Source organism: Blastomonas ursincola (genome assembly GCF_013607875.1).
Classification (GTDB): Bacteria; Pseudomonadota; Alphaproteobacteria; order Sphingomonadales; family Sphingomonadaceae; genus Blastomonas; species Blastomonas ursincola.
The window spans coordinates 584,439-605,148 of record NZ_VDES01000001.1; the positions used below are offsets into that span (position 1 = coordinate 584,439).

18 protein-coding genes are annotated in these 20,710 nt (G+C 65.3%); 13 read left to right on the forward strand and 5 right to left on the reverse strand.

Annotated elements, in window-relative coordinates; genetic code table 11:
- The first annotated feature begins 6 nt into the window (after nt 1-6).
- From FG486_RS02890 to FG486_RS02905, 4 genes are all read left to right on the forward strand, one after another.
- Complete coding sequence (locus FG486_RS02890) at nt 7-1,278, forward strand: phage tail tube protein (protein WP_181266373.1); 1,272 nt, start codon at nt 7-9, stop codon at nt 1,276-1,278.
- A gap of 10 nt (nt 1,279-1,288) precedes the next feature.
- Nucleotides 1,289-1,726: a hypothetical protein gene (locus tag FG486_RS02895; protein WP_181266374.1), complete on the forward strand. Its 438-nt coding sequence runs from the start codon at nt 1,289-1,291 to the stop codon at nt 1,724-1,726.
- 62 nt (nt 1,727-1,788) lie between these two features.
- On the forward strand, nt 1,789-1,968 hold the full coding sequence (locus tag FG486_RS18050) for a DUF7697 family protein (RefSeq protein ID WP_422125045.1): 180 nt from the start codon (nt 1,789-1,791) through the stop codon (nt 1,966-1,968).
- Nucleotides 1,969-1,986: 18 nt separating this feature from the next.
- Nucleotides 1,987-4,503: a phage tail tape measure C-terminal domain-containing protein gene (locus FG486_RS02905; protein WP_181266376.1), complete on the forward strand. Its 2,517-nt coding sequence runs from the start codon at nt 1,987-1,989 to the stop codon at nt 4,501-4,503.
- Here the strand turns inward: FG486_RS02905 and FG486_RS02910 are convergent.
- Both FG486_RS02910 and FG486_RS02915 read right to left on the reverse strand, forming a co-directional pair.
- Nucleotides 4,498-4,860: a type II toxin-antitoxin system RelE/ParE family toxin gene (locus tag FG486_RS02910; RefSeq protein WP_181266377.1), complete on the reverse strand. Its 363-nt coding sequence runs from the start codon at nt 4,858-4,860 to the stop codon at nt 4,498-4,500. The genes FG486_RS02905 and FG486_RS02910 overlap by 6 nt on opposite strands.
- Nucleotides 4,857-5,126, reverse strand: a complete 270-nt coding sequence (locus FG486_RS02915; protein WP_181266378.1) for a ribbon-helix-helix domain-containing protein — start codon at nt 5,124-5,126, stop codon at nt 4,857-4,859. Before FG486_RS02915 ends, FG486_RS02910 begins: the two co-directional genes overlap by 4 nt.
- A 99-nt stretch (nt 5,127-5,225) precedes the next feature.
- Between FG486_RS02915 and FG486_RS02920 the strand changes: the two genes are divergently transcribed.
- From FG486_RS02920 to FG486_RS18055, 9 genes are all read left to right on the forward strand, one after another.
- Nucleotides 5,226-5,825, forward strand: coding sequence for a DUF2460 domain-containing protein (locus tag FG486_RS02920; protein WP_181266379.1), 600 nt, complete (start codon nt 5,226-5,228; stop codon nt 5,823-5,825).
- Nucleotides 5,822-7,399 (forward strand): DUF2163 domain-containing protein, encoded by a 1,578-nt coding sequence (locus FG486_RS02925; RefSeq protein ID WP_181266380.1) that lies wholly within the window; start codon nt 5,822-5,824, stop codon nt 7,397-7,399. The genes FG486_RS02920 and FG486_RS02925 overlap by 4 nt, the downstream gene beginning before the upstream one ends.
- Nucleotides 7,400-7,445: 46 nt before the next feature.
- A complete protein-coding gene (locus tag FG486_RS02930; RefSeq protein ID WP_181266381.1) occupies nt 7,446-7,853 on the forward strand; it encodes an NlpC/P60 family protein in 408 nt (135 codons plus the stop codon).
- A gap of 6 nt (nt 7,854-7,859) precedes the next feature.
- On the forward strand, nt 7,860-11,363 hold the full coding sequence (locus tag FG486_RS02935; protein ID WP_181266382.1) for a phage tail protein: 3,504 nt from the start codon (nt 7,860-7,862) through the stop codon (nt 11,361-11,363).
- Nucleotides 11,363-12,643, forward strand: coding sequence for a hypothetical protein (locus FG486_RS02940; RefSeq protein WP_181266383.1), 1,281 nt, complete (start codon nt 11,363-11,365; stop codon nt 12,641-12,643). Before FG486_RS02935 ends, FG486_RS02940 begins: the two co-directional genes overlap by 1 nt.
- 18 nt (nt 12,644-12,661) lie before the next feature.
- Nucleotides 12,662-12,952 (forward strand): DUF6127 family protein, encoded by a 291-nt coding sequence (locus tag FG486_RS02945; RefSeq protein WP_181266384.1) that lies wholly within the window; start codon nt 12,662-12,664, stop codon nt 12,950-12,952.
- A 74-nt stretch (nt 12,953-13,026) separates the two neighbouring features.
- Nucleotides 13,027-13,701 carry a YcbK family protein gene (locus FG486_RS02950; protein ID WP_181266385.1) on the forward strand — a complete coding sequence of 225 codons (675 nt, stop codon included), beginning with the start codon at nt 13,027-13,029 and terminating at the stop codon, nt 13,699-13,701.
- Complete coding sequence (locus tag FG486_RS02955) at nt 13,698-13,955, forward strand: hypothetical protein (RefSeq protein ID WP_181266386.1); 258 nt, start codon at nt 13,698-13,700, stop codon at nt 13,953-13,955. Before FG486_RS02950 ends, FG486_RS02955 begins: the two co-directional genes overlap by 4 nt.
- Nucleotides 13,956-13,962: 7 nt before the next feature.
- A complete protein-coding gene (locus FG486_RS18055; protein WP_206678359.1) occupies nt 13,963-14,118 on the forward strand; it encodes a hypothetical protein in 156 nt (51 codons plus the stop codon).
- 2 nt (nt 14,119-14,120) lie between these two features.
- On the opposite strand, the gene drmC is transcribed toward FG486_RS18055, so the two are convergent.
- From drmC to drmA, 3 genes are read right to left on the reverse strand one after another with little or no spacing between them, the layout of a single operon-like run.
- Nucleotides 14,121-14,882 carry a DISARM system phospholipase D-like protein DrmC gene (drmC, locus tag FG486_RS02965; protein WP_181266388.1) on the reverse strand — a complete coding sequence of 254 codons (762 nt, stop codon included), beginning with the start codon at nt 14,880-14,882 and terminating at the stop codon, nt 14,121-14,123.
- The gene (gene drmB / locus FG486_RS02970; protein WP_181266389.1) at nt 14,882-16,723 is read right to left on the reverse strand and encodes a DUF1998 domain-containing protein; all 1,842 of its coding nucleotides are present in this window, start codon (nt 16,721-16,723) and stop codon (nt 14,882-14,884) included. Before drmB ends, drmC begins: the two co-directional genes overlap by 1 nt.
- Nucleotides 16,720-20,709, reverse strand: coding sequence for a DISARM system helicase DrmA (gene drmA, locus FG486_RS02975; protein WP_206678360.1), 3,990 nt, complete (start codon nt 20,707-20,709; stop codon nt 16,720-16,722). Before drmA ends, drmB begins: the two co-directional genes overlap by 4 nt.
- Between the last annotated feature and the right edge of the window lies 1 nt (nt 20,710).

Genomic DNA, 20,710 nt, shown 5'->3' on the forward strand with positions numbered 1-20,710 from the left:
TCATCCATGCCCAAGGCGCGCGCATATGGCGCGGACGCCACCCTCAAGGCGTGCCGGGAGGCAAGCTACGGGGTCGCGCCGCTCACCGGCTATCAGAGCCTCGATTTCAAATCGACCGATCTCTCCTCTGCCCAGCCGCTCGGGGACGACCCGCTACTCGGACGCGGACGCAACGCGCAGGATCCCTATCGCGGCCTCATTACCGACGAGGGCCAGCTCGACATCCCGCTCGACTTGCGTGGAACGGGCTTCTGGCTGACGGGCCTGTTCGGAGACGCGGTGACCACGCCCACGAACGCCAGCGGCTCGATCGTCTTCGCCGTCAATCCCACGGCGGGCGACACGATCACCTTGAACGGTACGGTCTGGACGTTCGTCTCCGGTACGGCGGGAACAGGGGAGACGCAGATCCAGGGAACGGTCACGCAGACCGTCGATCAGCTGGTCAGCGACCTCAACGCTTCGGGCGATCCCGAAATCGCCAAATGCACGTATTCGCGGCCGACGAGCACGCAGACGCTCGTGATCGTGTTCGACGCGGCAGGCCCGACCGGCAACAGCTTCACCCTTGCTGCATCCGCTGGCGCCGTCTCGGGTCCCACGCTGACCGGCGGTGGCTACGCCCATGTCTGGGAGAGCGGTGCCGACGACATCCCGAGCTACACGATCGAAGTCGGCCATCCGAAGCTCACGACGCCGGTGTTCTTCCGTCACCTCGGCACGGTGATGGAGAGCATGAACTTCGAGATGGGCCAGGAGGGACCGGCAAATGCCCGTCTCCAGCTCGTGGCCCAAGGCGAGGAACGCTTCTCGGCGACGGTCGACGCCAATCCGACGGCCTACGCGCTCCGCCGCTTCAGCCAAGGGCGCGGCTTCATCCGACGCGGCGGTGCGGCGCTCGCCGGCGTCACGGGCGGCAGCCTGACTTTCTCCAACAATCTCGAACGCGTCCGGGTCATCCGCGAGGACGGCAAGATCGAGGCGGCCGATCCCACATTCGCCTCGGCGGAAGGATCGATGTCGGTACGCTTCGATGGCGCGACGCTTGTGGCCGAAGCCGCTGATGGCAATCCCGTCGCTCTGGAATACGGCTTCACCTTCCCGGAGGGCTACGCGCTTCGCTTCGAACTGCCGCGGGTCTTTCTGCCCAAACCCAAATACGCCGTTTCCGGCCCCGGCGGGGTCGAGGCAAGCTTCGACTGGCGCGCCGCCTACGATGACAGCGAAGGCACGATGCTGCGCGCTCACCTCCTGAACGACGTCACAAGCTACGCATGAGGAGTCATTCATGATCCGCCTGAACCTGTCGCGCGAGCCGAGCTGGCTCGACCTCGGACATGACGTGCGCGTGCGCGTCGCTCCCCTGACCACCTCGCTCATGGCCGCCGCCCGCAGTGATCCGGCGGTGGCTGCCTTGCCCGAAGGCGCGTCGAACGAGACCATCGCGGTCACCATGGCCAAGGCCCTGGCACGGCTGGTCGTGCTGGAATGGGAGGGGGTGGGCGACGCCGAAGGCAATCCGGTTCCGGTCACACCGGAAGGCATCGACGCGCTGCTGGACATCCTGCCGATCTTCGAGGCCTTCCAGCTCCGCTACGTGTCCAAGGGCCTGTTGCTGGAAGCGGAAAAAAACGGCTCCGCGCCCTCGCCGAATGGCATTTCAGCGGGGGCGACCAGTATTGCCGATCCTGCCGCGGCATTTGCGGTGAATGTCCCGCCGTCCTGAACCGTCCGCAGACGATCGAAGGCTGGCAGGTCTGGGATCTCGCCAAACGGCTCACGGGGCAACTGCGCGCCGTCCCCGGTGCGGTCCTCGGCCTCGACATGACGGCCGCGCTCGCCTGCGCGCATGCGCTTGGAGTGGACACCCTCGTCTGCGCGGAACTGCTGCCCGAGGTGGAGGGCATGATGGTGCGCGGACTGAATGCACAAATCAGGACTGATCAACAAGAGGCGGGGAGCGCGTAAGCGCGACAGGGAAAGACAATGGCTGAGAAACGCGTCTCCGTTCGCCTTGCCGTGGTCGGAGGGCGCGAGGTCCGCGCCGAACTGCAGGGCATCGGCGATGCGGGGGAGCAAGGCTTCCGTCGGCTATCGCGGGAGATGGACGCTGCGAACAGCCGTGTCGCGGCCTTTTATCGGCGCGTGCAGATCGCGGCCGCCGCTGCGGCGACCGCCTTCGCCGCGGGCGCAGCGGCCATGATCCGCTCCGGCCTTCAGGTCGTCGATGCGCAGGCCAAGCTCGCCCAATCGCTCGGGACGACCGTCGAGAGCATTCAGGTTCTCGAACGAGCCGGCGAATTGGCCGGCGTGTCGATGTCCGGCATCGAGCAGGCGACCAAGGACCTCACCCGCCGCCTCAGCCAGGCGGCCGCCGGGACCGGTCCTGCCGTCGCGGCGCTCGAACGGCTCGGGCTTTCGGCCTCGGCCTTGCTGGCCCTGCCGCTGGATGAGCGTGTCGGTCGTATCAATCAGGCGATCGAGGACTTCGTGCCCGCGGCTGAGCGTGCAGCGGTCGCCGGGCAGCTGTTCGGGGAGGAAGGCAGCATCGCCATCTCCCGGATCGACACGGCGACCCTCCGGCAGGCGACACAGGACGTTCGCGATTTCGGCGTGGTCGTGTCCGAGCAGGACGCCGATCAGATCGAGCGGACGAACGATGCGATCTCTCGCCTTGGTCTGATCTGGCGCGGGCTGTCGAACCAACTCGCCGTTGCCGCCGCCCCGGCCCTCGAAGCCGTCGCCGACGCGCTGGCGGCAATCTCGCGCACGACCGGTCCGCTTGGTCAGGGCATTAGGCTCCTGTTCGACAACATCGGTCGGCTCGCCTCGATCGCTGCTGCCTTCGCCGCCTTCATCGCCGGACGATGGGTCGCCGGTATGGTTGTGGCCGCCGCCTCGGTTCGCGGTCTTGCCACAGCACTGGTCTTCCTGCGCGGCGCGTTGATCCGAACCGGCATCGGCGCGCTCATCGTGGCGGCGGGTGAGCTGATCTACCAGTTCGGTCGGCTGGTGCAGGCGACCGGCGGCTTCGGCGCCGCGCTCGGCCTTCTTGGCGACGTGGCAGCCGAGGTCTGGGACAGGATCGGATTGCTGGCCGGCGTCCTGAAAGCGCGCATCGACGCCGCCTGGAGCGGCATTCAAGCGAGCATCGCCGACGCGCTGCAGGCGTCGCTCGAGGCCGTCGTCACCTTCGGCAATCGTACCATCGGGACGTTTCAGGGTGCTTTCGATGCGATGGTCGTCATCTGGAGCAACCTGCCCCGGGCGATCGGCGATCTGACGATCCAGGCGGCGAACGCGTTGATCGCCGGGCTGGAGTCGATGCTGAACGGCGCGGTCGAGGGCATCAACGGGCTCCTCGATGGCGTCAATGCCGGTCTGGCGGCGATCGGCATCGAGCGGACCATAGAGCTGGTGCCGGATGTCGATCTCGGCCGGATCGAGAACGAGTTTGCGGGCGCCGCAAGCCGGGCTGGCAATGCAGCGCGTGATGCCTTCGCCGCCGCGTTCGAGACCGATACTTTCGCGACGCCGGATTTCGGGCTCTCGGCTTTCGCCGAGGATGCGCGCGCTGCCGCCGACAGTGCCCGAGAGACGGCGACGGCGCTGGGAGAGGTGGCAGGCGCACCCCTTGTATCCGTCACGGCGCTCCGGGAGGCCATGGCGGGCGCGAATACCGAAATCGACAATGCGGCAGGGGCGACGGAGCGGCTCGATGAAGCCTTCGCAGCCATTGCTGGTACCGGAGGCGATGCCGCAGGAGATGGAAAAGCCTCGGCCGGCTCCGCCGCACGCGCCGCGGAAGCGAGCCGGACCGTCGGGGAGGCAGCGGCTTCGGCGGCCACACAGGCGGCAACCGGCTGGGCGGCGGTTCGCGAAGAGCTGTCCCGCTACGCCAGCGAGGCGATGGATTGGGGCAAGGGGCTGGGAAGCGCTCTAAGCAGCGCCTTTCGCAGCGCAGAGGATGCCATCGCCAGCTTCGTGACCGGGGGCAAGATCGACTTCAAGGCGCTCGCCGACAGCATCCTCGCTGACATCACCCGCATCGCTGTTCGTTCCGCGATCCTCGGGCCGCTGGCCAATGCGCTCGGCGGAGGAAATGGAGGACTGCTCGGCGGCTTGTTCGGCGGTGCAGGTGGGCTGTTCGCCGGCATATTCCACCAAGGCGGCGTCGCCGGTGATCCCGCCCAGCAGAGGCTCGTCCCGGCACTCGCCTTTTCAGGCGCGCCGCGCTTCCATGGTGGTGGTTTTGCGGGCCTTCATCCTGGGGGCGGCCTGGCAGGGCTTCGTGCCGACGAGGTGCCCGCGATCCTGCAACGCGGCGAGATGGTGCTGTCGCGGTCTCAGCTCAACGCCATCGGCGCCGCACGCGAAACCCGTCCGCCGGTCAACGTGGTGATGAACATTTCCACCCCGGATGCGGGCAGCTTTCGCTACGCCCAAGGGCAGATCGCCGCCGACGTCGCCCGAGCCATGGAGCGGGCGCGCCGTAATCTATAGCTTCGTTTTTACGTCACGCCGCAAGGCGGCGACCTGTTCCATAAAATCCGGAGTGAAACCAGCGATGATGCGTTCAATGTCGCGGCGCTGATGAAGGATGGTCAGAATGACGGTGCCGATATCGGTTGCGTCATAGACCACGAAATGCCGCCCCGCAGGAACCATGCGAAAGGGCGCCGAGCGATGCCGCCGCAGGAGTCCTTTCTCCGGCCTTTCCGCAACCGCCGTCATCGCGGCATAGAGCTTCGCCATATAGGCGCGCGCGGTCTCCTCTCCCCACTCTTCGAGAGAATGGCGATGGATGGCGCGAAGGTCGCCGGCCGCTCGGCGCGTGAGGTGAAAACGGGCGTTTGTCACGACCAGCCGTTCGCTTCGCGCTCGGCCAGGGTTTTCATGTCGGTCTCGAAATCGCCGCTTGAGGCGAAGACGCGGCCCGCAGCGAGGTCGGTATAGCCTTCGAGAATGGCGTCCTGTTCGGCATGAAAGGCGCGGCGCTCCATGTCGCGGCGGATGAGGTCGCGGATATATTCGCTGGGGGTCTCATAGAGACCTTGCGCACCGACCATCCGGTCGACGTAGTCGGCGAGCGGGCCGGACAGGCGGGCGTTGATGCGGGTGGTCATGGCTTTCCTCCTGACTGACCTGGCAAGTCTGGCCTCTGTCGCCATGAAAGTCAAGTTTGTCGCCATAATTGCGACGATAAAGACAAATATGAGCCACCCATGTCCTTTCACGAAGTTCAGTTCCCGCCGGACATTTCCTACGGGGCCTGCGGCGGCCCTGGCTACTCGACCACCGTGGTGACGACGGTTTCGGGACACGAGCGGCGCAACGCCAACTGGGCCGCCGCGCGGGGCAAATGGAACGTGGCGCACGGCCTGAAGAAGCGCGAGCAGGTGGCCGCCCTCATCGCCTTCTTTCGCGCGCGGCGCGGGCGGGCCTACGGTTTCCGCTTCAAGGACTGGACCGACTACCAGGCGCTGGCCCAGCTGCTCGGTCAAGGCGACGGCGCGCGCAAGACGTTCCAGCTCGTGAAGACCTATGCGAGCGGCGGTGAGGTCGAGACCCGGGTCATCACTAAGCCCGTTCCCGGAACGGTGAAGATCACCCTTGACGGCGTCGAGGCGGTCTCTGGCTGGAGCGTCGACACGGCGACCGGGCTCGTGACCTTCACTGTTGCCCCCGCATCCGGCGTCCAGGTGACGGCGGACTTCGAGTTCGACGTGCCCGTCCGCTTCGACAGCGATCAGATGGACCTCACCATCGAAACCTATCAGCTCGGCAGTTGGGGCCAGATCCCGGTGCTGGAGATCAGACCATGAAATCGACTTCGGCAGCCCTCGCGGCGCACCTCGCCGGGCCGGTAACGACGCTCGCCACCTGCTGGCGCATCTCGCGCATCGACGGCAAGGAGTTCTTCTTCACGGATCACGACCGGGATCTGCCGTTCGAGGGCAACGTCTACAAGGCGAGTTCCGGCTATTCGCGCACGGCCATCGCCAACGATGCGGGCCTGAGCGTCGACAATCTCGACGTCGAGGGCGTCTTCGACAGCGAGGCGATCGCCGAGGAAGAGCTGCGCGCGGGGCTCTTCGATCAGGCCGAGGTGCGGATTTTCCTCGTCAACTGGGCGGATCCCGCCATGGGCGCTCTCCGGATGCGCCGCGGCTGGTTCGGCGAGGTCGTGCTGACCGAGCAGGGCATTTTCCGGACCGAACTGCGCGGCATGACGCAAGCGCTGCAGCAGCGCATCGGCGAGCTCTACAGCCCCGAATGCCGCGCCGATCTCGGAGATCATCGTTGTAAGGTGCCGGTCAATCCGCCAGAAATCGCCCGGTCGACGGCGTACATCGTCGGTGACGTGGTGCGGGTGAGAACCGCCTCCGGCTATGTTTCCGAGACGGAGACGATAGCGCTTTCTGTCGTCAATCCTGGCGCGGAGGCAGGCAACACCAACGGCTGGACGATAACCGACGGTGGCTTCACGGTTCGTTCCAGCGATCCGATTCCCTACACGGGCAGCTACTATTTCTACGGTGGTCCGAGCAATGCGCTTGCCCGCATGCACCAGGATCTCGTCATTCCGATTGCGCTGCATGAGAGCGTTGATGCGGCCGGGATCAGAGTGGAGGCCAAATGGCGCCAGAGGACTTATGCCAGCAACAACGATCCCGGAGCGGTGGATTTCATCTTCCTTGATGACATGGGCGCGGTTCTTTCGACATCTGCGGGGCCACTCGCGGCTCCCACCTCCTGGACCCTTCGGAGCCATATTGCCGTTGTGCCAGCAAATACCCGATTCATCCGCCTGCGTCTGCGTTCTGAGCGGACGGCTGGATCGAACAACGACGGCTATTTCGACGACATCAGCTGTGATTTGCTGGTGGATCAGGAGACCCAGACCCTAACCTCTGCCGCTTACGAGAACCGCGTCTATCGGTGCGTGACCGCCGGAACGACCGCGTCCGAGCCACCGAGTTTCGACACCAATGTCGGCGAGCAAACCGCCGATGGTGGCGCGGTTTTCGAGGCCGAGGAAGCCTGGAGCCGGTCGGGCATCGTGACGGCAGTCACCGACCGGGCCGTCTTCAATGCCACGCTCGATGAACCGCGAGCGGTTGATGGCTGGTTTGCTGGCGGTGTGCTGACCTGGGAGACCGGCGCCAATGCCGGTCGCTCCATTGAGGTCAAGGGCTGGACCCAGGGCAGCGGGCGGATCGAGCTGTTCCTGCCGATGGGATACGGGATCGAGCCCGGCGACGCCTTCCGCGTTCATCCCGGCTGCGACAAGCGGCTCGACACCTGTATCGACCGGTTCGCCAACGTCCTGAACTTTCGCGGCGAACCCTACGTGCCGGGCCAAGACGCCATGATGAGCTATCCCGATGCACGCTGACTGCCCACCATCAGCATCCGCCAGCGCGGTCGGGGATCTGGCCGATGTGATCATCGCCGAGGCCCGGACCTGGCTGGGTGTTCCCTGGCGCCACCAGGGGCGCAGCCGCGCCGGTGTCGATTGCGCGGGGCTCGTCGTCCTGGTGGCGCGGGCGCTCGAACTCGCCGACCACGACAGCACGGCCTACGGGCGTCGCGCGCAGGGACAGGGCTTCGTTGAACATTTTCGAGGGCACATGGACGGTATCGCCGTCACGCAAGCGCGGCCCGGCGACGTCCTCGTCTTCGCCGATCAGGCTTATCCCTGCCACTGCGGCTTCCTGACGGAGAGGCTCGAACGGCCGCATCTCCTGCACGCGCACGCGACGCGCAGGCGGGTGATCGAGGAACCCTATGCCGGCGAATGGCCGGCCAAGATCAAGTTCGCGTTTCGCTTTCGCTCTCCCGGATCCTGACCTCCCATGGCCATTCTCGTTGCAGTGGGCGGAGCCGCGCTCGGCTCCGCAGTCGGCCTCGGCTGGCAAGCCGGCTGGCTCGTCGGCTCGGTGGTCGGCAGCCTCTTGTTTCCCGCCAAGGGGCAGAACGTCACCACCGAGGGTCCCCGCCTCGGAGACCTGACCGTTTCCTCGTCCGCCTATGGCGCATCGATCGCCATCGGCTACGGCACCTTGCGCATGGCCGGCAACATGATCTGGTCCTCCGGTATCCGCGAGCAGCAGAACGTCACCAGGACCCGGTCGGGCGGCAAGGGCGGCGGCGGCGCCACCCAGACCTCGGTCACGTATTCCTACTTCGCGTCCTTCGCGCTCAGCTTCGGCGAGGGGCCGGCCGAGGACGTGCTTCGGATCTGGGCGGACGGAAAACTCATCTACGACAAGACCGGCGCGAGCCCCGACGTCGCCAAACCCGATCTCAAGTTCCGTTTCCATTCGGGGACAGAGGATCAGCTGGCCGATCCGCTGATCGAAACGCACGTCGGCGCGGGCCGTGCGCCCGCCCATCGGGGTCTTGCCACCATCGTCTTCGAAGACCTGGCGCTTGCGGACTTTGGCAACCGCATCCCGAACATCACGGCCGAGATCACCTACCAGCGGGCGGCTCAGCAGCCCTACCAGCTGCTCGATTTCATCACGACGGGCGAAGGCGGATATTTCGGAACCTACCAGATCGACGACCTGGCCGTCGATTGGCGGCGCGGATACGGCTACTTCCTGGACAGCGACGTCAACGCCGCCGAGGCCGGGATCCGCCGCTTCAGCCTCCGGACCATGAAGGAGGACCGCCAGGCGCGGATGACGGACATCACGGCCGTCGCGCCGAACAACTTCCCGAGCACGTTGTTCTGCGGTGAAGACGGCCACCTCTATGTCGTGACCGGATCGAGCAACTCACGCCCGATCCTGCGCATCGAACCGAACGCTCTCAAGGAGGTCGGTCGCTTCGGCTCCACCAGCAACGGCCTGACCAATTCGACCCTGCGGTTCGTCGCCACGACGTGGATGGGGATGGTTTCAGCCTACGGCCCCTCTGGCCGCGTTGACTTCGTTCTCACCGGATCGCTCTTCGACGATGTCGGACTCATCCGTGCCGACATCATGGGCTATGTCTGGGGCGCCGGGCAGAGCGTCACCGAGCCTCGCGTTCGGGGCGTCATTGGTGGTGCGGTCGGCGAAGGCTTCGGGGATGGCTGGATCCTCGGCAGCGGGACGAGCACGAACCATGGAAGCCTCGGCCTCTATCGCCTGCGGGTCTCCGCGCTGGCAGGGTACGACGGCCTCACCGGCCAATCCCTCGGCGTCACCTTCGAGAAGGTTGCCACCTTCGCAGCCTCGGATGTCGAGAGCGGCGCCACCGGCTTCTACGGCAGCGCGGGCGGGCTCACCTACGACACGACCGACGACAGCGTCATCTTTCAGGCGCGCATCTCGAACGGGGGATCGCCCGGCGCGATCTATACGCTGAAATGGCGCAGCGACACTGGCATCGTCTGGAAGACGGTCGTTCCGATCCAGATCAACTACGAAGGGCCCTACTACGGTCAGTGCCGCCTGCGCGGGCAGCGTTGGACGCTGATGCGGGGCACGCGCGTCATCCAGCTGGACACCGCCACGGGCGCTCTTGTTCTCAATGAGATCTGGCCGGGTGCGGTCAGCGAAGGCGGTGCTCAGGTTTACGATGCCGTCACCGACACGCATCTGGTCCGCGGCAGCCAAGGCTGGGTGAAGCTCTTCCTCAATCGCGGCGGCGGTGGTGGAGAGACGCTCTCCGGCATCGTCTCCGACCTTTGCGCCCGTGCCGGCCTTGGTCTTTCCGACATAGACGTCGCCGATCTCGGGGCGACGGTTCCCGGCTATGTCATCGGGCGGCAGACCACCGTGCGAGGCGCGATCGAGCCGCTGGCACAGGCGTATTTCTTCGACGCGGCAGAGAGCGACGATGCCCTGCGGTTCCGGACGCGGGGACGACCGCCCGCCGCGACCATCGACGCGGTTCTTCTGCTGCCGCTGGATGAGCGGACCGGCGAAAGCTGGCGTGAGCGTCGCACGCAAGAGGTCGAGCTGCCGGAACGGGTCAGCGTCGTCTACATGGACGCGCAAGCCGACTACCAGCAGGGCACGCAGAGCGAAAAGCGCACATCCCTGCCGCTGCCGACCATGCATTCGCGCAACCAGTCCAGCGTAGAGCTGGCCCTTGCGCTGGACGCGACGACGGCCAAGCAGATCGCCGCCAAGACGCTCTACAGCGCCTGGATCGAGCGCAGCACTTACGAAGCAGAACTACCGGCCGACTGGCTGCGCCTCGATCCCACCGATGTCGTGGACGTGGTCTTTGCCTCGGGTTCGACCTTCCGAACCCGCATCACCCGTCTCGATGTCGGGGCCGATTTCTCGCTCGCGGTGAAAGGGGTTTCGGAGGCTGCCGCCACCTACGTCTCCAACGTGGCTGCCGATGGCGGCTCCGGCAAACCGGTCCAAATCGTCGGCAGTCAGGCCGCGACGCGGCTGATCCTGCCGGACGTTCCGCTGCTGCGCGACACCGATGACACCGGCGGGTCGGGGTCGCGGGTCTACTACCTCATGGGCGGCTTTGGAGGCCCGGGCTGGCCCGGCGCCTCTCTCTACCGGAGCGCCGACGGCACGGCGTGGGCGCAGGTCGGGCGATCCCTGAGCGAGGCGGCCTGGGGTGCGACGGCGAATGCCCTTGGCACGCCGACATCCCCGTTCGCGACCGATGAGACGAACAGCCTCACGGTGTTCATGACCACCGGCGGCGAACGGCTGGAGAGTGTCACCCAGGACTCGATGCTTAGCGGCGCCAACGCGGCCCTCGTCCTCAAGGCCAACGGCGAGCCCGAGATCATCCAGTTCCGCAACGTGACGCTCAACCCTGACGGCTCATACACCCTGTCCGGGCTTTTGCGTGGCCGACGTGGCACCGATGTCTTCGTGGAGGGGCACGAGGCCGGTGAGTTGTTTGTCCTCCTCGACCCCGACGATGTCGAGACCGTGGTCACCTCGCTCGGCGATCTCGGTCTCCCCCGGTCCTGGAGAGCGGTCGGCTTCGGCACGATCTTCGAGGATGCGGAAACGTTGGTCGCCAGCCACACCGGCCGAGACCTCAAGCCCTACGCGCCCTGGAACGTGCAGGCGGCTCTGACCGGCAGTCCGGCCAACATCAGCCTTTCATGGGTGCGACGGACGCGGATCGGCGGCGAGCTGAAGGACGGCACCGGCCTCGTGCCGCTCGGCGAGACCTCCGAGGCCTACGAGGTCGACATCCTCTCCGCCCCTGGCGGCGCGGTGAAGCGGACGCTCACCGCGACGAGCCCGAACGTCGTCTACGCCAATGCCGACATCCTCGCCGACTTCGGTGTGGTCCCGTCGTCCCTGACCGTCGCCGTCTTCCAGATCAGCGCCGTCGCAGCCCGCGGCTTCCCGCGCACCGTCACTTTGGAGATCAACTGATGCCCAGCCCCAATCTGGCCGTGACCCATGTCGCGGCCGCCCAGAACCAGAAAGAGGTCACGATCAACGACGCGGTCGATGCCCTCGACAACGCCATGAACCAGGCACTGTCATTGGCGATGGCCGACGCCAACCTGACGCTGACTGGCACCCAGGCCAACCGGAACGGCCTGATCATCCTCACCGGTACGCTGACGGCATCCCGGACCCTGACGCTGCCCGCCAATCACCGGCGGCTGGCGATCCGAAACGCGACGAGTGGCGGCCAGGACGTCCGCGCCAAATATGCGGGCTCTGGCGCAGAGGTCGTCATCGTTCCGGGCGCGACGGTGCTGGTTCAGGGCAATGGCAGCGATCTCTACGGGGTCGGCGGTGGCGCTGGTGCATTGGGCGATCTCATCGACGTCTCCATCGCCGGCGCCGCCAATGGCGACGTGCTCCAGTTCGACGGAGCCGCGTGGGGCGCCACAGGTGTCGGCGTCTACAACCGCGCTCTGCTGCCCTTCCGTGGTGCGCTGCTGCGACGCTCGACCAATTTCAGCGTCGCGACGACCGGTATCTACGTCGCCGTGCCATGGCAAAGCGCCGAGTATGACAGCGACGCATTCTGGGATGCGGGCCAGCCCTCCCGCCTGACCATTCCAGCCGGGGTGACGAAGGTCCGGATCGTCGGAAACATCGAATGGCAGACCTCGCCGACCAGTCAGCTGGTCGAGGTGCGCAAGAACGGCAATAGCGTGCTGGGCGGCGGGGCATTCATCGTGCGGGGCGACAGCGGCTACTCCAACCAGATGCGCAATCTGGCGAGCGCGGTCCTGCCGGTATCGGCGGGCGACTGGTTCGAGCTGGCGGTCTATGTCGGCACTGCCGGGGAGCTGCGTGGCCTCGAGCGCACGTGGCTTGCGATCGAGGTCGTCGAGACCGCGGATGCGGCCGAACCTCCGGCCGACATCAGCAGCTACAAGGCCGGGCAGCCGGCAGCGGACGAGGTGATCGCACGGGTCCCGGTAGCGCGACGCACCCGGCTGAAAGTCAATCTTGCCGGCAGCCATGCCAGCGCCGAGTCCGCCGCAACCGCGAGTGCGGATTTCGACATCCAGGTCGATGGCGTGAGCAGCGCCACCATGCGCTTTGCCGCCGCCGCCACGAGCGCCACCTTCATCGCTGCCAGCGAAGCCGTGCTGGAGCCCGGCCAGGTGCTCAGCGTGGTCGCGCCATCAACGCCCGACGCCACCCTCGCCGGGATTGGGTTCACGCTGGCCGGCTCGCTGGTCCTCTGATCACTCCCGGATTGCGTCATGTACAAGGAACCAGACAGCGGTGCGCTCATCGCGCTGCCGGCCGCAGAGTTTGAAGCCCTGCTGGAGCGGGCTGCCGAGACGGGCGCGCGGCGCGCCCTGCATGAGGTCGGCCTTGATGGCCAGGATGCGGCCGAGGACATCCGCGATCTTCGCTCGTTGCTCGCGGGTTTCCGCCTCGCGAAACGGACGGCCGTACAGACTGCGGTGCGGCTGATCACCACCGGCGTCCTGCTCGCCCTGATGGCCGGCATCGCCATCAAGCTGAAGCTCTTCGGGCCGACGCCTTAAGCCATCCGCCCGACTTATCAGACCACCGCCCGCCCTCGCCGAGGAGCGGGCTTTTTTGTGCCTGGAGACCTGCCATGACGACAATGACCTACAAACACTGGCGCGACGTGCCCGATCGCTCGTGGCGCTGGAAGGATTTTTCCCCCGCTGAGATCGCCTGCCGGGGCAGCGGCTCCCTGCGGATAAACGAGGAAGCGCTCGACAAGCTCCAGGCGTTGCGCGATCGGCTTGGCAAGCCGCTCATCGTCCGTTCGGCCTACCGCAGTCCGGCGCACAACCGGGCCGTCGGCGGCGCGCCGCGCTCGAAGCACATGGACGGTACAGCCTTCGACATTGCCATGGCGAACCACGATCCGGTCGCCTTCGAGGCCGCTGCCCGAGCCGTCGGCTTCCTCGGCTTCGGCTACTATCCGCGCTCGGGCTTCATGCACATCGATCTCGGCCCGGCTCGGCAATGGGGCGAGCGTTTCCCGGTGCGGGCAACCGCGTTCGCCCTGGAAACGGCGCCCGTGCGGGAGGTTTTGGCCGACAGTCGCACGATGAAGGGCAGCGGCGCAGCAGGCGTGGCCACGCTGGGCGCAGCGGGTGTCGAGGTGGCGCAGAACGTCCTGGCGGAAACCCAGACCGCGATCCTGCCGCTCGTCCCCTATCTCGACACCTTGCGCTGGGTGTTCATCGCCGTGGCGCTCGCGGGCCTTGCCGTGACGATCTACGCCCGCATCGACGACTGGAAGCGGGGGCGTCGATGATTGCTGCTCTGTTCACCGGGATCGCCGCCGCCCCGTGGATGCGGGCGGCCCTGCGCTACGGCGCGATCGTGGTCACCGTTCTCCTGTTCTTGCTGGCACTCCGGCGCTCCGGTGAGCGCGCCGGTCGGCTGGCAGAACGCCTCGAAACCTCGGAGAAGGCCAATGACGTCCAACGCCAGATGCTCGACGCTGCGGCTCGCCGTCCTCGCGATCGCGACGATCTCGCTGACCGCCTGCGCAACGGCCACTTCTGAACCTCGCATGGCCACCGTCTGCCCACCGGTTGTCGAGTATAGCCGCGAGTTCCAGGCACGCGCAGCCGACGAGCTCGATCTGCTGCCGGAGGGATCGGCTCTCGCCGAAATGCTCGCCGACTATAGCGTTATGCGGGACCAGGCGCGCAGTTGCCGAGTCTGATTCTAGATTTTCCGAATGACCTTAGTCTCGATTAGAGCATGAAGATGGGCACGCAGTCCTGCGGGGACGTGTCCACCGCTGATCACAACGCCGGCCTCCATATTCTTCTCCAACGCGTGTCCAGTCAGGTTAGCGCTGGTCAAGAAGGCTGAATTGCCGTCGGCAACGGCCACTTTCGCGTGAACCCGTCCTTCGGCGAACGGTGCCGGCCGGTCGGTCCAGACATACAGCGCTGCCGAGGGAACACAGCGCCGCATCGTAGCAATAGGATCGACGGACAGGCTCCCGCCATGGCTCGTGGAGGTCTCCAACAGAATTCGGATGTCGATGCCGCGACTGCTTGCAGCATTCAATGCATCGACCACCGAGGAGACGTCGTATGCAACGAAGCTCACGAGAAAGAGGTCACTTTGCGCGTGACCGATGAGATCCAAGAGCACCTGCTCCGTGCGGCGGGTGGCGACGAATGGTGTCGTCGGGCCCGTCCAAACAAGCTCGACACTGTTCTCACGCTGCGCCTGTTGGCGGGCGAAGGCTGCGCCGACCAAGATCCCGGCCAGCACATCGCCTGATATTTCCGTCTGTTTCCAAGCGGTGATCAAGCGATCAAGCGCTGCGCGAGCAGCCGGCGTGCTCACGAGCTGATGCAGGCTCCCGTCTCGTTCGACCGGCATCGAGCCGCGGACACGATCAGCGAGTGCTTCGATCCTCGACGGAGATAACATGGCCACGAGGTCTGTGGCCGCGACCAATATCGCTTCCATCAGACGGTCTCGAAGAATGCCGCGTCGGGATTTTCAAGCGTGGGTACCACGAGGGAACGATCGAGATGACGATTTCCCCTCTCACAGGACGTTTCCGAGACGAATGAACAGGCGTGACATGCTGCGCCGTGAAGTGACTGGTCCTTGCTCGGATCGTGTTCTGAACAGAGTGGATCGGAGGCGCAAATATGGGCGCGATCCAGCGCTTGGCGCAGAAGTCGCCCGAGATTTTCAGGCTTTCCTAGCTCTACGAGTCCCCCCAGGGTCCCATCGGAATCTGCTGCAGCCGTGTAGATGAGAAATCCGGCTTGGTCCCTCCCGTCCTCGACGTCTGCATATATACGCTCACGAATACTCGCGGCGTTGTAGCCGCACTCCAAAGCCAGTTCCCGTATCAGCATGTGCGCGAGTGTGTGTAGCATGACATAACGAACGCCCGGGTAACCTTGGTTTGGGTCCAGATTCCTCTTTTGCCGCCATCCGCGATGGCCTTGCCTTAGCCGAGAGTCGAGAGCCTTCACAGGATCCTTATCCGCCCAAGCCTTTAATGCATCTGCATCGAAGCGAACGAAGATTCCTTCACCGTGAACTTGAGTGGCCGGGACCCAGTTCGGTGCTGCGCGTGCGAGCGGGGCCCGTGGGGCTGCCTCATCTCCCGTTCCTTCGTCGGGAGACTCGACGCGTGTGAATCCAAGGAGGGCGTTCACCTCACGAAGCCGCTCCAGCAGCAGAACGCGTGTGATCGCTGCACCGAAGCCCGAGGGCACGCCCACCTTCTTGCTCATGAAATGCGGATAGTCGGTGGGTGGGTTCTCGGCCGTGAGGACATCCCATTCCGGCCCTTTGAGGTCGCTCTGTTCGACGCCCGGTCCGCCATTGCGATGGGTTTCGATTGCGGACCAAATCTGCTCGTCAGTGAACTGCTCGATGCCAGGCAGCTGCGCCGTCTTCTTCAGGGTCTTGACGACGAACGCCACTTCGGCTGCCGAAGTGACGTCTTCAAAGAACGTCCAGCCATCCGCGACCAGTTGCGCCAGAGGGCTTCCCACCTGTGGGATCGCGAGAACCGAGAGTGTGACCGGGAACCAGCTATTGGTTGCGCCAAGGAGAATTGCGCGAGGTTCCTCGGTGCAATCGTCCTCAAAGCGATCCACGTGCGGATGTCGCCCTCGGCAGGCTGGAAGGTTGTCTCGACCTGCCTGACCAAAAGCCTGCGCCATGTTCTTCGATGCGCCGCAGCCATCGCATTTGACCCACAGGTTCTCGGTTTGAAGTGATGCGCCGCTCTCGAAGAACCTCAGCGTCGCACGACAGGTGCTAGGTCCACCGTGAACGAACCAGTGCCAGGCAAAGTCGTCGAGGTGGCCAGCCCGACATGCCATGAGAAAGCGCGCCGGGACGGCATCGGCATCCCTGGCCCTTTGATCGTTATTCGATCCGCGACAGCCCTCATGGACGAAACGCGTCAGCTCGGGGCGATACCTGTTTTCCTTCAGCTTGAACAAGCCGGCGTCATACGGCGATAGCAGGCCGCATTTGACGCAGCGCAGCCACCGCGGGAAGGGTTTGACGGGCACGCCGATCAGCGCGGCGGCTGAAAATGGGTCTGTGATATCCCTTTCGCCCACGGGCGGCATACGTAATGATTCGACTTGGGGTCCGAGCACGCCTCGGACGTTGGCGAGCAACCGTGCCTCTTGGATCGGCTGACACCTGTCTTTCTCCCAGCGGTCGATCCCCATCGTGACCACCGACATGTTCGGGAGGTCGATCAAGGCTCCGGGGCCGTAGGTCCAAAGCAACTGGCTCGGTCGAATTTCTCCTACGGGTGTCCTGCTCATTGCTGATCCTCCTGGGGCTGCGTCACCCGCGGTCTCCAAGTCGGATCACTCGTCGAACGGTCGTCCTCCATCACGAGCCTGACACCAGGCTCGACTTCGCGCATGGACATCGGGACCGTCCAATCGGTCCAAGGTTTGATGCCCGGCGCCGAAAGCAGCGGATAGGCGGTGGGGCCTGCGCCGTGCTTCTGGTAGACGAGCGTGCGGCCGCCGACGCCCGCTTCATTGGCCCAATCGTCAGCGCGGCTCTTCATCTCGGCTTCGGTCAGGGTTTTCTTCCCCGAGTCTTCGGTGACTTCCCAGGTGCGAGCGGCGACGGCGCCGATCGTATCCAACATCTCTTTGCGGCTCGGACTGTTCATGGCGCCAGCGCCGTCGTTTGCGGCGAAGGGATCGTAGGTGTGACGCATGATGGAGAGCATCGCGCCGGTAAGCCCACGGTCCAACGCCCGTGGCGAGAACGGGGTGACGGATTGAGCTTCGACGTGCTGATAGAAGGTCGCGTGGTAATGCTCGAAGGTCTCGTAATGCGACAAGTCCCGAGGCCGCGCCCACGTCAGCACAGTGGCCACCAGTCCTGGCGGCGTTCGGCCCACACGGCTGGTCGCCTGGATGTACTCGGCCGTTCCCTTGGGTTGTCCGTTTACGACCATCACTCCGAGACGATTCACGTCGACACCGACCGACAGCATGTTCGTCGCGAGAACGGCATCGATCGGCCGGGCCTCCCCTGGCTTCCTATTGGTCACCCATTTGCCTAGTGCCGGGTCGAAGGTGCCATCGAAAGGAACCTCGAGCTGATCGAGGTATCTCGGGATGTCCTGACTGGAGACCCGCGATGTCAGTTCGCTGATTTCCTCGACCCGTCGCTGCCCGAGCCCCGGTCGGTCCACCAGGCTCATACCGACACGGAAGGAACGCGTTTGCACGTCGTCTTCGGCCAGACGCTTCATCCCTCCGAGCTCTCGCAGCGAGTTGAAGTAGCCGACGAGGGTCATATAGGGGTCAGCCACCGGGCCGAACCGATCGAACAGCGCCTGCGCGGCGGTGAGGAACGCCGTATAGGTTCTGATCAACACTGCAGGGCGAGAGCTGCCGGGAGCGCAGATTCCCATGTACCGTCGGCCGGGTTTCTCGCGGATGGGTCTCTGGACCGAGAAGAAATTGTCTTCGACGTCCAGGCCGGAAGGCGGAAACACGGAAATGCGGCGCATGAAAACGTTGCGCACTTGGTCGTCGGCTCGCCGCACGGTCGCGGTGGAAGCCACGACCTTGGGACGAACCTTCGTATCGCCCAGAACCCAGCTGCTCAGTTCGTCGACGGCCGTTTCGTAAAGTCCCACCATGGTGCCCAACGGACCGCTGATGAGATGGAACTCGTCCTGGATGATCAGGTCGGGTGGCCGAATTGCGCGGACCGGCTTCACGCTGGCGGCCGGATATGCCCCCCTCGCTCGGTGCCCCGTGCCGCAGTCGTGGCTCGGCCAGAGCAAACCATGGCGTGCGCACTCCTGCTCGACGCGGCCGAAAAGGTTCCGCACCTCGGGACGCCATGCCATCATCGCGAACTTGTCGACGGTCGCGATCATCATCGTTGGTGGGCGGTGATAGATTTCCTCATCGACGACTTTCACGGGAAGCCCCGGGTGAGGCTGCCCGGTGGATTTCGCCTTCGAGAAATCGCAGCCGCCCAGCTTGTCGCCGCAGTGGATCAGCGTTCGGCCGGCGATCCTGTCGACCTCGATGTCGCGGCCACCGGAGATCTCCGAACCGCACCAAGGGCAGCTGGTCAGCTGGGCAGGCGATGCAATGCCCGCCTTGTTGCGATCGTTGTTTCGAATGGCCTCGACAGCCTGGTGAGACGCTTCGGTCGTCCCCGGTGTCACGCGATTGCCGACCCAGAGACCGAGCGTGAAAGGTTCCTTGCCCCAGGTCTTGTCGTCTGCACGACGGATGACCTCCATCGCGCAGAGCAGTGTCGTCGCCCTCTGGAACTGCTGAAGAGTAAGCAGTCGCAGCGTGTAGCGCATGATGACGGCGAGACCGCGTGATGCGTCGAGGCCGCCGAGATCATTCTTCAGTCGGCGCATGGCCATGGCGAAGGCCGCCACACCGAGGTAGGCCTCGGTCTTGCCACCACCCGTCGGGAACCAGAGGAGATCGGCGAACGCCTCGACCGGCTTCGTCCGGTCCGGGTGTGTCGGATCGGCGAGAGACGGGATCGACAGGAGCAGGAACGCAAGCTGGAACGGGCGCCACGATCTGTTCTTCGGCACGTCCAAAGTGCTCACGTCGACGGCTTCGTTCCGTCTGCGCTTCAGAGCGTAGATGCTTCGGACACGCTGCATCGCCATGGACCGGTTGGCAAAGCGGAACGCCTCCATCGCTTTCGGGTCGGCGAAGAGAGTGTCCATGCCCTCTCGGAGGCGGCGCAGGATCTCCTCGCAGCGCTGAATGACGTCCTTGCCCGGATCGTCGAAGCCGGTGATCTCGGACCCCAGCCGGGCCTTTTGCTCACCGATCCAAACGGCGTAATCGTCGACGAGGCACGAGAGAGCGTCGCGCAGCGCGTCCGGCGCCATCTCCGCCAGCCGCGTCATGTCGAGCCAGCCCTCGTCGACCATGCGCCGCATGGCAGGGCGGTCCCTGGGATCGAGGCCGGGCGTTTCGGTGACGGCGACTTCGTAGCGCGGGATGATCTCGGTTCTGACGCGATGGGCCTTCGTAGGGTCCTTGGGCGTCGTATCGGCGTGAACGGACACCCCGTGTCCGACCGCGAACTCCAGCCTGTTGCGATAGATGAGCGCGAGACGGTCGCGTTCCGGGTCTTCGACGACTACTTCGTTGGAGGGGCGACGCAGAAAAACCGACCTGTCCCCGTGATCTTCGGGGGCCTCTACGGTGATCTCCGGCTGGAACAGCCAGGCGCGGTCCTTGTTGTCTTCGGGTTCCAACTGCCCGTTGACGAGGAACAAAGTGACCAGGCGCTCCCCTTTGTTGTTCGTCCGAACCGTCCCCTGCAGGCGGACGTCCGGTTGATCGGGGTCTGGAGTGGACGGCTTGATCGGCCCGTCGACGAGCGGAACCGTGACGACGCCACCACACGGGATGCGCTGCCAGACCCTGACCTTCACCTCCTCCTGGTGACCGGTCTGGCGATTCTTTCGCGTCTTGACGATGTCGTGTTCATCGTTCGGGACCCGCTCGTAGCGTCCCCACCGTGCATCGACGGCCAGCTTCCCGACATCGGGCGCCACGCAGAAGGTAAGGCCCATGCTGGAGGGAACCAGCGACTGGTTGTTCGTCGTGTCGATCTCGTCGAGCGCGTCGTCTTCGGGCTCCACCCGGCCCGAGGCACTGGCGAACTCGGCGCCGGGCTCGTGGAGTGGCGCCGTCCGTTCATCCTCGAGGTCGCCAGCCTCCTCGGCTGCCGAGGCTGGTTCGACTCGTGCCGCCTGGTCGTCATCCGGCCGGCGCGGCGCCAGCTTGCCGACCAGATAGCGGTCGCGGACGCTCATGTCCTTGATCAGCTCATGGGGGCCACCGGCGGGGCCGAGCAGATCGTCACGCACGGCGAGTTCCAGGAGGTCGCGGGTGTAGACGACATCGTCGATCAGCGGCACTGTGCCGGGGTCAGGAACGCCGAGCAGCGGTAGGATGCGGAGGAACTCGTCCCATGGGAGCCGCACAACAGGGCCGGTCGGCGCGGTCAAGCCGAGGACGGCGAGCGGCACGGACGGTTCGACGGTCTGCCAATGGTCGAAATGGATCGTGGCGCCGTCGAGGTCCGAGCGGATGCGAAGGATACGGCCCACCTCGGAGACGCTGCCACCATCGTCCAGTGCGACGACCCAGTGGCTCTCTTCGATTGCGCCGTGAGTGGTCGACCCCACGTCGATACGGACGGAATAGCGGGGCGCGTTGGACGTCCGCTTGACGATCCAGGCGCTGACAGATGGTTCGGTAGTCGTGGTCAGATCGGCCATC

What these genes read in the sequence shown, in the direction of transcription:
- FG486_RS02945 (WP_181266384.1), top strand. Translation starts at nt 12,662, where the DNA reads ATGTACAAGGAACCAGACAGCGGTGCGCTCATCGCGCTGCCGGCCGCA.
- FG486_RS18055 (WP_206678359.1), top strand. Translation starts at nt 13,963, where the DNA reads ATGGCCACCGTCTGCCCACCGGTTGTCGAGTATAGCCGCGAGTTCCAG.
- FG486_RS02890 (WP_181266373.1), top strand. Translation starts at nt 7, where the DNA reads ATGCCCAAGGCGCGCGCATATGGCGCGGACGCCACCCTCAAGGCGTGC.
- FG486_RS02935 (WP_181266382.1), top strand. Translation starts at nt 7,860, where the DNA reads ATGGCCATTCTCGTTGCAGTGGGCGGAGCCGCGCTCGGCTCCGCAGTC.
- drmA (WP_206678360.1), bottom strand. Translation starts at nt 20,709, where the DNA reads ATGGCCGATCTGACCACGACTACCGAACCATCTGTCAGCGCCTGGATC.
- drmC (WP_181266388.1), bottom strand. Translation starts at nt 14,882, where the DNA reads ATGGAAGCGATATTGGTCGCGGCCACAGACCTCGTGGCCATGTTATCT.
- FG486_RS02955 (WP_181266386.1), top strand. Translation starts at nt 13,698, where the DNA reads ATGATTGCTGCTCTGTTCACCGGGATCGCCGCCGCCCCGTGGATGCGG.
- FG486_RS02915 (WP_181266378.1), bottom strand. Translation starts at nt 5,126, where the DNA reads ATGACCACCCGCATCAACGCCCGCCTGTCCGGCCCGCTCGCCGACTAC.
- FG486_RS02920 (WP_181266379.1), top strand. Translation starts at nt 5,226, where the DNA reads ATGTCCTTTCACGAAGTTCAGTTCCCGCCGGACATTTCCTACGGGGCC.
- drmB (WP_181266389.1), bottom strand. Translation starts at nt 16,723, where the DNA reads ATGAGCAGGACACCCGTAGGAGAAATTCGACCGAGCCAGTTGCTTTGG.
- FG486_RS02905 (WP_181266376.1), top strand. Translation starts at nt 1,987, where the DNA reads ATGGCTGAGAAACGCGTCTCCGTTCGCCTTGCCGTGGTCGGAGGGCGC.
- FG486_RS02950 (WP_181266385.1), top strand. Translation starts at nt 13,027, where the DNA reads ATGACGACAATGACCTACAAACACTGGCGCGACGTGCCCGATCGCTCG.
- FG486_RS02940 (WP_181266383.1), top strand. Translation starts at nt 11,363, where the DNA reads ATGCCCAGCCCCAATCTGGCCGTGACCCATGTCGCGGCCGCCCAGAAC.
- FG486_RS02925 (WP_181266380.1), top strand. Translation starts at nt 5,822, where the DNA reads ATGAAATCGACTTCGGCAGCCCTCGCGGCGCACCTCGCCGGGCCGGTA.
- FG486_RS02895 (WP_181266374.1), top strand. Translation starts at nt 1,289, where the DNA reads ATGATCCGCCTGAACCTGTCGCGCGAGCCGAGCTGGCTCGACCTCGGA.